This is a genomic window from Polynucleobacter sp. 39-46-10 (genome assembly GCF_002282275.1).
In genome coordinates, this window is record NZ_NCJB01000077.1 from 1 (window position 1) to 10,316 (window position 10,316).

At 45.5% G+C, this 10,316-nt stretch carries 16 protein-coding genes; 8 read left to right on the forward strand and 8 right to left on the reverse strand.

From position 1 onward, the window contains the following. Positions 1-94 precede the first annotated feature (94 nt). The 4 genes from tolQ to tolB all read left to right on the forward strand — a co-directional run bounded on the left by tolQ (position 95) and on the right by tolB (position 3,337). Positions 95-751 carry a protein TolQ gene (gene tolQ / locus B7X71_RS07870; RefSeq protein ID WP_293597260.1) on the forward strand — a complete coding sequence of 219 codons (657 nt, stop codon included), beginning with the start codon at positions 95-97 and terminating at the stop codon, positions 749-751. Positions 752-753: 2 nt separating this feature from the next. Continuing rightward, a complete protein-coding gene (locus B7X71_RS07875) occupies positions 754-1,173 on the forward strand; it encodes an ExbD/TolR family protein (protein WP_015420456.1) in 420 nt (139 codons plus the stop codon). Positions 1,174-1,192: 19 nt separating this feature from the next. Then, positions 1,193-2,002: an energy transducer TonB gene (locus B7X71_RS07880; RefSeq protein ID WP_293597256.1), complete on the forward strand. Its 810-nt coding sequence runs from the start codon at positions 1,193-1,195 to the stop codon at positions 2,000-2,002. Positions 2,003-2,077: 75 nt separating this feature from the next. Continuing rightward, positions 2,078-3,337, forward strand: a complete 1,260-nt coding sequence (tolB, locus tag B7X71_RS07885) for a Tol-Pal system beta propeller repeat protein TolB (protein WP_293597259.1) — start codon at positions 2,078-2,080, stop codon at positions 3,335-3,337. Positions 3,338-3,351: 14 nt separating this feature from the next. Here tolB and B7X71_RS07890 read toward each other — a convergent pair whose 3' ends face one another. Further along, positions 3,352-3,840, reverse strand: coding sequence for an RES family NAD+ phosphorylase (locus tag B7X71_RS07890; protein ID WP_293597255.1), 489 nt, complete (start codon positions 3,838-3,840; stop codon positions 3,352-3,354). Then, complete coding sequence (locus B7X71_RS07895; protein ID WP_293597254.1) at positions 3,837-4,337, reverse strand: antitoxin Xre-like helix-turn-helix domain-containing protein; 501 nt, start codon at positions 4,335-4,337, stop codon at positions 3,837-3,839. Before B7X71_RS07895 ends, B7X71_RS07890 begins: the two co-directional genes overlap by 4 nt. Before the next feature lie 174 nt (positions 4,338-4,511). On the opposite strand from B7X71_RS07895, the gene pal reads away from it, so the two are divergent. From pal to queC, 3 genes are read left to right on the forward strand one after another with little or no spacing between them, the layout of a single operon-like run. Next, complete coding sequence (gene pal, locus B7X71_RS07900) at positions 4,512-5,012, forward strand: peptidoglycan-associated lipoprotein Pal (protein ID WP_293597253.1); 501 nt, start codon at positions 4,512-4,514, stop codon at positions 5,010-5,012. Continuing rightward, positions 5,012-5,743 carry a tol-pal system protein YbgF gene (gene ybgF / locus B7X71_RS07905; RefSeq protein WP_293597252.1) on the forward strand — a complete coding sequence of 244 codons (732 nt, stop codon included), beginning with the start codon at positions 5,012-5,014 and terminating at the stop codon, positions 5,741-5,743. The genes pal and ybgF overlap by 1 nt, the downstream gene beginning before the upstream one ends. A 29-nt stretch (positions 5,744-5,772) precedes the next feature. Beyond that, positions 5,773-6,519, forward strand: a complete 747-nt coding sequence (gene queC / locus B7X71_RS07910) for a 7-cyano-7-deazaguanine synthase QueC (RefSeq protein ID WP_293597251.1) — start codon at positions 5,773-5,775, stop codon at positions 6,517-6,519. Positions 6,520-6,523: 4 nt separating this feature from the next. Here queC and B7X71_RS07915 read toward each other — a convergent pair whose 3' ends face one another. Together B7X71_RS07915 and B7X71_RS07920 are read right to left on the reverse strand one after the other, a co-directional pair. Beyond that, positions 6,524-6,892 carry a transcriptional regulator gene (locus B7X71_RS07915; protein ID WP_293597250.1) on the reverse strand — a complete coding sequence of 123 codons (369 nt, stop codon included), beginning with the start codon at positions 6,890-6,892 and terminating at the stop codon, positions 6,524-6,526. Further along, positions 6,889-7,197: a type II toxin-antitoxin system HigB family toxin gene (locus B7X71_RS07920; RefSeq protein ID WP_293597249.1), complete on the reverse strand. Its 309-nt coding sequence runs from the start codon at positions 7,195-7,197 to the stop codon at positions 6,889-6,891. Before B7X71_RS07920 ends, B7X71_RS07915 begins: the two co-directional genes overlap by 4 nt. Positions 7,198-7,297: 100 nt before the next feature. On the opposite strand from B7X71_RS07920, the gene B7X71_RS07925 reads away from it, so the two are divergent. After that, positions 7,298-7,513 (forward strand): hypothetical protein, encoded by a 216-nt coding sequence (locus B7X71_RS07925; protein WP_293597248.1) that lies wholly within the window; start codon positions 7,298-7,300, stop codon positions 7,511-7,513. Here B7X71_RS07925 and B7X71_RS07930 read toward each other — a convergent pair. The 4 genes from B7X71_RS07930 to B7X71_RS07945 all read right to left on the reverse strand — a co-directional run bounded on the left by B7X71_RS07930 (position 7,477) and on the right by B7X71_RS07945 (position 10,203). Then, the gene (locus B7X71_RS07930) at positions 7,477-8,094 is read right to left on the reverse strand and encodes a riboflavin synthase (RefSeq protein WP_293597247.1); all 618 of its coding nucleotides are present in this window, start codon (positions 8,092-8,094) and stop codon (positions 7,477-7,479) included. The two genes, B7X71_RS07925 and B7X71_RS07930, sit on opposite strands and share 37 nt — an antisense overlap. A 75-nt stretch (positions 8,095-8,169) precedes the next feature. Beyond that, entirely contained in the window at positions 8,170-9,285 is a 1,116-nt protein-coding gene (ribD, locus tag B7X71_RS07935) for a bifunctional diaminohydroxyphosphoribosylaminopyrimidine deaminase/5-amino-6-(5-phosphoribosylamino)uracil reductase RibD (RefSeq protein ID WP_293597246.1), read from the reverse strand. A gap of 47 nt (positions 9,286-9,332) precedes the next feature. Then, the gene (locus B7X71_RS07940) at positions 9,333-9,881 is read right to left on the reverse strand and encodes a GspH/FimT family pseudopilin (RefSeq protein WP_293597245.1); all 549 of its coding nucleotides are present in this window, start codon (positions 9,879-9,881) and stop codon (positions 9,333-9,335) included. Further along, on the reverse strand, positions 9,874-10,203 hold the full coding sequence (locus B7X71_RS07945; RefSeq protein ID WP_293597244.1) for a hypothetical protein: 330 nt from the start codon (positions 10,201-10,203) through the stop codon (positions 9,874-9,876). The genes B7X71_RS07940 and B7X71_RS07945 overlap by 8 nt, the downstream gene beginning before the upstream one ends. Positions 10,204-10,316: the final 113 nt, after the last annotated feature.

Sequence of the window (10,316 nt, forward strand, 5' to 3'; positions counted from 1 at the left end):
GTTTTGGCGGTCAAACATGGTCATAATCCTGATGAAGTTGTATTGCTGAGTGAATTAACTTAGTAAAATCAACCTACATCATACAAAATCCACCATGACCACTACACAAGACCTCTCATTCCTCTCCCTAGTCCTTAATGCCAGCCTATTAGTCCAGTTAGTAATGTTGTTATTACTCAGTATGTCTGTAGCCTCTTGGACCATCATTTTTAAGAAAACTGCCATTTTGCGGGGCGTAAGACAAGATACCGAGCGTTTTGAGCGGGACTTTTGGTCTGGTGGCGACCTGAATACCCTTTTAGCGGCAGCGCAGCGCAATACCCGTAGCGATGCCGTTTTAGAGCATATCTTTGAGGCAGGCATGCAGGAATTCATGAAAGTTCGTGAAATCGACGCCGCCCGCCGTGCCATGAAAGCAACCTACCAGCGTGAAATGGACATGCTAGAAGCCAATCTACCCTTCTTAGCCTCCGTAGGTTCAGTCTCCCCTTATATCGGCCTCTTTGGCACCGTTTGGGGCATCATGCACTCCTTTCGCGGCTTAGCTAACGTCCAGAACGCCACCTTATCGGCAGTAGCTCCAGGTATTGCAGAGGCGCTGATCGCTACTGCTATCGGCTTGTTTGCAGCTATTCCTGCGGTGGTTGCCTATAACCGCGCAGCAACGGATGTGGATCGCCTGGCGATTCGTTTTGAAACCTTCATTGAAGAATTCACCAACATCTTGCAACGTCAAGCTTCAGGCAAATAAGCATGGCTGGCTCACTCAGAAAATCCTCTAAGCGTCGGGCAATGGCCGACATCAATGTGGTGCCCTACATCGATGTGATGTTGGTATTGCTGGTCATCTTTATGGTGACTGCGCCGATGGTCAATCCTGGCGTTGTAAATCTGCCAACAGTTGGCGGAGCAAAAGTGCAATCATTACCGCCCGTCTTTTTGACAATTGATGCCAATGAGAATGTCATCGTGCGCAAAGATGGTGATCCGGTTCAAACTTTAAATAAATTTGAACTTGGTGCATTTGCAAGATCACAAGCAGAAAAATCTGCTGAGCAGCCTGTTGTTCTTGCTGCAGACAAATCCATTAAGTATGAAGTCGTAATGGAGGTGATGTCCAAGCTTAAAGAGAATGGTGTGAAACGTGTCGGTCTTGCCGTGAAGAGCCAATAAGCCTCTTTGTATTGCATACATGAATAGCGCACAAACTTTTCACTCAAGCTTCTCACGAGGCCACCCTACTAAAAACGAAAGTACTAAACGTGCTTTCAGTTTTTCACTGGCTGCGCACTTAGGTTTACTTGCATTCTTAGTCATAGGCATTAGCTGGAATAACTCAACCCCTTCAGGAGTTGAAGTTGAGCTATGGGATGCAAGCCAACAAGTCGAAACGCCTGTCGTCCCTGAAATCAAAACCGAAATGAAGGAAGAGGCGGCAGACATCGCCATTAAGAAAAAGAAGGTTGAAAAAGAGCCTCCTAAAAAAGAAGTGGTGAAAGAGACGCCGAAGCCAGTTACTCCAACTAAGCCAACTCCACCCAAGGAGAAGGAAAAAGAGAAGCCTAAAAAACCTGAAACACCGAAAGCTGCTACACCTCCAGAAACAAAGGCCAATGCCGCCGCTGAAAAAGTGCGCGCAGATCAGCTAGCACGCTTGCGGGCAGCAGCTGGTGCCGAAGGTGGCAGCGGTGGTACCAGCGGTAGCGGTGTAGGCGGTGGCGGTAATGCACCTCCTGGCTGGACGGATAAAGTAGTGAAGAAAGTAAAACCACTCATCGTGTTTAACCCAGAATCCATTAGCGGCAACCCTGCGGCAGTTGTTAAAGTGAATCTGGCACCCGATGGCGCAATCTTAAGTACGGATCTCGTAACATCCAGCGGCAATACTGGCTGGGATCGCGCAGTTCTCCTCGCACTGACTCGCGCAGAAAGTCTGCCGAAAGACGACAATGGCAAAATTCCTCAAAGAGAAGTTAAGCTGACCTTTAAACCCAAGGACTAAAGCATGTTGCAAGTAGCCAAATTGATTCAGCGTATTGCCTTTAAACAAGGTTTTTCATTGGTGGCATCAGCATTCATGATGGTCTTATCAATGACTGGCCTGAGCTCTTCAGCTCTAGCGCAAATGAACATTGAAATTACTGGCGTAGGACAGTCTCTCTACCCCATCGCTGTAATGCGCTTTAAGGATGAGAGTAAGTTACCGGTTGGCATTACTGAAATCATTCGCCAAGACTTAGCGCGTAGTGGTTATTTTAAAAATACCGAGAACGGCAATGCCAGCGAAAGTGATGAAGGCACACCAAACTACAAATCTTGGGCAGCTCGCGGTGCAGATGCTTTAGCTGTGGGCTCCGTGGTGCAGACTGGTACGGGTCAGTTTGAGATTCGCTATAAGCTTTTTGATATTCGTAAATCTGAAAGTCTTGGCGGCTTGAATATTAATTCCAGCGCGGACAATTTGCGCGCTGCCGCTCACAAGATTGCTGATGACATCATCTTCAAATTATTGGGTGAGCGTGGCATCTTCTCGACACGTCTCTCCTACGTCATTAAAGAAGGTAAACGCTATCGTTTAGTCATCTCCGATGCAGATGGTCAAAATATTCGTAATGCCATGAACAGCGGCGAGCCCATCATCTCGCCATCATGGTCGCCTGATGGTAAAAAAGTAGCTTACGTTTCTTTTGAAGATCGCAAACCAGTGATTTATGTTCACGAGCTCGCTACTGGTCGTCGCACTTCCCTATCAAACCAAAAGGGAAATAACAGCGCACCAGCTTGGTCTCCTGATGGCAAGAGACTGGCCGTATCCCTTTCTAAGGACGGCAACACTCAGATCTACGGCATCAATGCGGACGGCAGTGGCCTACACCGCCTAACTCGCGGTCGCACGATTGATACGGAGCCACAATATTCTGCCGACGGTCGCTACATCTACTTCACGAGCGATCGCGGTGGCAATCCCCAGATTTATCGCATGAGCGCTGAGGGCGAACAAGTTGAAGGCGCCAAGCGCATTACTTACAAGCAGGGTTTTGTGACCTCGCCGCGCATTTCACCAGACGGCAAGTATCTAGCTTATATCGCCAACATTGGTGGTGCTTTCCGCCTTTATATCCTCAATCTAGCAACAGGCGATTCCCAAGCGCTCACTGATGGAACTAGCGATGAGTCCCCATCCTTTGCAGCAAACGGTCGTTATGTACTCTATTCCACCAAAGTCGGCGGCAAACGAGTTTTGGCTGCTGTGTCAGTGGATGGCAATTCCAAACAAGTATTGAGCATCCCAGGATCCGATGTCCGTCAGCCATCCTGGGGTCCATTTATGGATTAAAGCTGATAAATGTATTAGGACTGACCCACTAAACGTGGGTCATAAGAAAATTTTTCAATTTTTTTAGCTTTAATCAGTTTTATATCTGGATGCAAGGGATTGATTAACACATTGCTTGCTTGTGGAATAACAACTGAAGGCACCAACAACAAAGCGCTTGCATTCGATTGCAGCCATTTCTGACCCTTCTCAATGCTGGTAGTTCCCGCTGGCAATGCATCCCAACCAACGCCAGCCGTTTTCATATTCAGCTTCTTAGCTAAATTCCATACTCTTGTTGGGATATCAATTCGTACCAGATAGCGAGTTAAGGGAAGACCTTGCGCATTGATATGCACCAGAGTTTCTAGACAAGCCAGCGCGATGGACTCCGAGGTATATAAAACGGGGGTCCCTTTTTTATTCCATCTTCCACCGGATTTTTTTGCACCCTCTCCACTAAGGTCATCTGCCTTAAACATGGGGGCATCAAGCGCAATTCTCCAAACCGCCTGAATACTCATGCGTATGCTCCAGTTTGAATTTTGGCAAGGAGATCGGAAATCATTTCTTGACCAGAAACTGTATCTAAATAGGCTGATGGCTTCTCGCCACCTAATGCCGGAGAGGGCTTTTCAAGCCAACTTGCTACCCACTTGGCAGCGTCAAAACCATCTGGGTTTCCTGACTCCGCAACCATGGACTCCACCTGCCCAACAAGCTTAGCCATGCCTATCAAACGCTCACCCTGCTCAATCGGCAGCATTTGGTTTGCGACGGATTTTTTATCGATGGTCGACCTCGGCAAATTCAAGAACTTAAATAAGGTTTCTTTTGTAATTCCCATGGAGTCAGAAATAACATTGATGTATTTAGCGGGAACCCCATCTCGAATTAACTTGATGCGCTCGATAGGTTCAACCCGATAAATAGTGGCAAAAGATAAGTCCAACTGAGTAAACCCCAATTGGGATTTATGAAGTGCTCTCGTCACAGCTTTTTTTGGGATTACGCTGGGCATATTAAATTCCTCATTTGAGGAAATATTTTAACTCATTTGAGTAAAAATGAAAGTATCTATAGCTGGTTTAGGCTACTACCCAACGCAATTTCCATTCAAATTCAGCAATCTTAAGGGCATAATATTGGCTATTAGCTTATTTAGTTACTCAGTTTGTAGGAAAAAGGACAGATCATGAAGATTTCTATCGCACGCCGTGCCGCAACACTCAGCCTTGTTGGTTTAACCGCATTATTTTTAGCTGCTTGCTCAAGCGTCAAATTGGATGACGTTGATGGCGCTAATGGTGGTGGCAGTGGTAACTTTGGTTCACAGCCTTGGAATGATCCAAGCAGCCCACTTTTCCAGCGTAGCGTGTATTTTGATTTCAACGAATACACCGTTCAAACTAAATACCAAAAACAACTTTCTGCGCATGCTAGCTTCTTAAAAGCTAATCCAAAGCAGAAGATCATCATTCAAGGCAATACCGACGAACGCGGTACAGCAGAGTACAACTTGGCTTTGGGTCAACGCCGTTCAGATGCTGTTCGTAAGTCACTCAACTTAATGGGTGTTTCTGACGACCAGATGGAAGCAGTGAGCTTTGGTAAAGAAAAACCAAAAGCTGAAGGTGATAACGAATCAGCTTGGGCAGAAAATCGCCGTGCTGACATTGTTTACATTACAAACTAATGCTTAGCCTTTCACACTCTTTTAAACAAACGCTCTCACGAGCGTTTTGTTTAAGTGCCGCTGCTCTTTGCCTGAGTGCTTCTGGCAATGCATGGGCCCTCTTTGCTGATGACGATGCACGTAAAGCAATCTTAGACTTACGTAAGTCCCTAGCGACTACGCAACTTGAATTACAAGGTCAAATCGACAAACTCAAAACGGAAAATGCCGAGCTACGTGGCAAGGTAGAAGAGCTTGAGAAACAAGGTGAAGATATTGGCACCAGTCAAAAAACCTATTACCAAGATCTTGATAACCGACTAGGTAACTTTGAGCCACACTCAGCAACTATTGAAGGCGTGAGTGGTACAGTCCAACCGGGCGAGAAAAAGGCCTACGATGATGCATTGAAGACCTTCCAATCTGGCAATCTCAAAAAGGCAGATAGCGACTTCTCTGTTTTTGCTAAGAAGTACTCCAATAGCCCTTATGCACCACTGGCACTCTTTTGGAGTGGTAATAGTAAATATGCCAATAAGGATTACGCCGGTGCGATTGCTCAGCTACAAAGCCTCATTAAGCGCTACCCAACACATCCTCGCGTTCCATCAGCCATGTTGACTCTGGGCAATGCGCAATTGGAGAGTGGCAACAAAGCAGCTGCCAAGAAAACTTTTAGCGAGATCATCAGCAAGTACCCAGATACTGAAACAGCAAAAGACGCGCAGCAACTCATCACTGCTACGAAGTAATTCAGTCACTAACGCTTCAATACTTTTTCATGTCCAAGCTATCCGCTGCTTTTCAAAAAATTGCCCCTCGCAAACCTAATGCGCCAGCAGTGATTTTGTTTTCTGGTGGATTAGATTCCAGCACCATTCTGGCGTTAGCGAAAGATCTTGGTTACGCGCCCTATGTTTTATCAGTTAGTTACGGCCAACGCCATTCTTCTGAGTTGGCTGCAGCAAAACATATCGCCAAAAAGATGGGGGTTGTGCGTCATGAGGTAGTGAATTTAGATCTCACACGTTTTGGTGGCTCCGCTTTGACTGACTCATCCATCGATATTCCGATTACTCCAGGCAAAGATCTAGAGATCCCCGTTACTTATGTTCCTGCTCGTAATACGATTTTGCTATCACTTGCTTTGGGCTGGGCAGAGTCATTAGGTGGATTAGATATTTTTTATGGTGCCAATGCCGTTGACTACTCAGGCTATCCAGACTGCCGCCCTGAATATGTTGCCTCATTTGAGACTATGGCGAACTTAGCCACTAAGGCTGGTGTAGAAGCCATCAATAATGAGAATCGCTTTCGGGTTCATGCACCCATCATCAGCATGAGCAAAGCGGAAATCATTCAGTTGGGCACCACTTTAGGTGTCGACTACTCGCAAACCGTTTCTTGCTATCAGGCGAATGATTTAGGTGAAGCTTGTGGTGAGTGTGAATCTTGCCGCCTACGGCAAGTAGGCTTCAAGCAAGCTAACTTAAGCGATCCAACGCGCTACCAAATATCGCAAAATTGAAAAATTATGCGCCCTGCTGAATCAAACTTTCAGCCGGAATTCCTAACGTAGTATGTAAATTCCAAATCATTTTTAATGTAAGCGGTCTTTTACGGTTGAGTATTTCATAGACACGATTTAATCCACCAATCATGGGTTGAAGATCTTTTGGCTTAAGCCCAGCCTGCTCCATTCTAAATTTAATAGCCTCGATTGGATCAGGGAGAGAAATCGGATAATGCTTTGCTTCATAAACCTCTACTAGCATTAGAAGAACTTCAAATCTATCCCCCTTCTTGCTACCAGGTACCGGCTCGTTATCAATCAACTGAGAAATCTCTACTAAAACGGATTTATATTCCGCATTATTGCGAATCGGTTTTAATTCCTTCATATGACCTCCATTTCAATTGTCTTGGCGTTAACCTTGTCATACTCCGCATGAGTCCCGATGAACTTAATGTAGAGAGCTCCAAAGCGATAGGCTATTGCAACAATTAAGCGGTATTTATTTCCTCTGATATTGAAAACAACTCGGTTATGGGCAATAAAACTTGCATTTCTATACTGATTCTTAATATCTTGGGGTGATTGCCAATCAGCCTTCACAGCTTCATCGTGCCAAGACTTCAAGGGTTGCTCAGCATCTTGATGTAACTTCCAAAATTGAACCAAATATTTTTTTGCAATTATTCTCACAGAAACAGTATAGTCCCAAAATGGGACTATTGGTAGTAGGGGCTTAAAACCAGCCTACTAACAAGGGCTTCCTGGAAATTACGGCTCTTATAATCTGGCCATGCCCAAAAAATTAGCAGTAAAAAAGATCCCGGCTTCCAAGTTAAACCAAGACTTTGATGGTGTTTTTGACCTTGTGAAGCTGCAGCCGATTGGTCTCACAAAGAATGGTCGAATCACCGCATATCTAATATCTGCAAGCGCCTATGAGGCGTTAATTAAAAATTTAACGAGCAATTATCAAGTTGAAGGTTTACTTAACATCCGCGCAACATAACGCGCAATTAAATCCACCTCTAGATTCACTGCCTCACCTTCCTTTAACTTGCCCAAGGTCGTGTTCTCGAGCGTATGGGGAATGATGTTGATATCTACTAAGCAAGCAGCTTGACTATCTTGCGTTTTATTGACTGTTAAGGAAACACCATTAATAACAATTGATCCCTTATATGCCAAGAATGGCGCTAATGCCTTGGGGGCTTCAATTTGCAGAAGCCAAGAACCATAAGCATCGTCAGCGACAGTTGCAAAGTGCGACACCTTGCCAACACCATCCACATGCCCACTCACCAAATGACCACCTAAGCGATCATTGAGTCGCAAGGCTTTTTCTAGATTCACTGGCCCTACTTTATCCAGACCAATCGTCTTGTTCAAAGACTCGCGCGAAATGTCTAAAGCAAAAGTAGTATTAGTCAATTCAGTGGCCGTCATACAGGCACCCTGAATCGCAATGCTGTCACCCAAAGCAACATCATCGAGATATCCAGAAGGTACCTCAACCACCAAGTGCAAGCCATCGCCTTTAGCTTGAGCACTTTTAATTTGACCAACTGCAGTAATAATTCCAGTAAACATAGTGAGATCTTAAATAGGTTTTGTAATTTTCTTGAAGTGTTATTGCTTGTTTTTATTACTTATTTTTCTTATCTGTTACTTCTTACTCAGGCGTAAACGAAGATCGGGGCCAAACAGAGCTTGATCGATGATTTGCCAATCTTGACGTTGATCCAAAGCCGTCAAGGGGGAGATGTTTGCCATACCAATGCCCTCACCCATAAAGAAGGGTGCGTAATAGAGTAAGAGCTCATCGACACAAGCTTCTCTAAGTAAAGATCCGTTTAACTTAAATCCAGCCTCGACATGGATTTCATTCATATGGCGCTCTTTTGCTAAATACGAAAAGAGTTTTGGTAAATCTACCTTGCCATTGGCGTTAGCCATGGCAATAACTTCAACACCAAGGGCCTCGAATGCTTTTGCCTTAGCTTGGCTTTCTTGAGAATCTAACGAAGCGCAAACCAAGATGACGCCTGATGCATTTAAGTTGCTCAACGCCTTTGCATTTAGTGGTGTCTCGAGCTTGGAGTCCACAATAATTCTCCAAGGCTGGCGCTTAGTCTCGATATCTCTGACGTTGAGACTTGGGTCATCCTCTTTAACGGTACCTACACCAGTCAATATGGCGCAGGCTTGAGCACGCCAATGATGACCATCCGCCCTCGCTAAAGGACCGGTAATCCATTGGCTTTGGCCATTTGGTAAAGCTGTCTTGCCGTCTAAGCTGGCAGCGATCTTCATACGAACCCAAGGCAAACATCGAGTCATCCTAGAGATGAACCCCCGGTTTAAGGCTTGAGCTTCAGATTCCAATAAACCACAACGTACATCAATGCCCGCAGCCTTTAATCGCTCAAGACCTTTACCACCAACCAAGGGGTTCGGATCCGACATCGCCACAATCACTAAGGCTGGTTTGGCCGCAATTAAGGCATCGACACAAGGCGGTGTTCTACCAGTATGGTTGCAGGGCTCAAGGGTGACATAAATCGTTGATCCAGCAGCGTCAAAACCATTAGCCTTTACATCAGCCAACGCCTGAACTTCCGCATGGGGTCCACCCACTTTTTGGGTATGTCCACGCCCAATCACTTCACCATCTTTCACAATGACGCATCCGACCCGTGGGTTGGGGTTAGATAAGTAAAGGGCATGATGAGCCTCGGCTAATGCCTGGCTCATAAATTGGTGGTCAACTAGGGCGTACATGGGTCTATTAAAACCGATTGTGGGCAGAAGCGGCAAATTTACCCGCCCTACTTGCAGGCTTTAGAGTCCTTGCTCGGATCACAAATTCTCCATCGACCTCCGCTACCCAGTATGAGATGCCGCTCGAGCCCAGAGTCTCGGTCATGACCCAATATCAGGCGGTTAGCTACAAACCCGCCTTGAGCTGTTTTGGCAGCACCAGCAGCATTAAACAAAATACCCCTATTGGATGTATGAGGGTCAATAAACTGCTTGCCCCCACCCTTGAAATACACCTTTGCAAGATCGCCTTGAGCAATCCAGTACCGCTCAATACAAGTTGATTTTGGCTGGTGATCATCACACACAGTTTTAACCACCCAACCCTCTTCCCAAAGCCCCTCTTTCAATGGAGTGATGCGTACAGGCACCCCCAACATCAATGCTTGAGCTCTTGCAAATTGAGCATGCGCAATAAAACGTCTGGCAATAATGTCAATTTCTCGAGCAGCCATTTGCTCATGCAATAGAGGTAAGGTCGATATCGCAATGATGGCGATGATCAGCACAACGGCCATCAACTCTAACAAGCTATAACCTTGATCTTGCTTATTCAAATTTCTGTCGCCAATTTACTCGTGTAGCAATATTGGTTTTTTCATCAAGGAATATGAGGACCTCTAATCTAGGCTTTGACTTGCTTGAGATCAACCAATAATTTTTTCCGGCAGACTGTGTATGACATGCCTGAGTTGGTAAGCTAGCAATGTTAGAGAGATGTTGCTCACACTCCATTAAGGACCTTTCTGCCGCAATAAATTCTTTTTGAGATTCTGCATAAGTATTGACGCTCATGACCTCAAGTGCAGCTAAGCGCTCCAACTGAATGACTAGCATAGAGAGTAGTGTCAGTAGAGATAGGACCCAGGCAACAATCATAGTAAATTCACAGCAGATTACGAGCGGTAAATATTCGCTCAAACTTCTGGTGAATGGATATGCCATCAGTCATCTCCAACTTGACCTTAAAAGCCTTGCCAGCACTAGCTGGA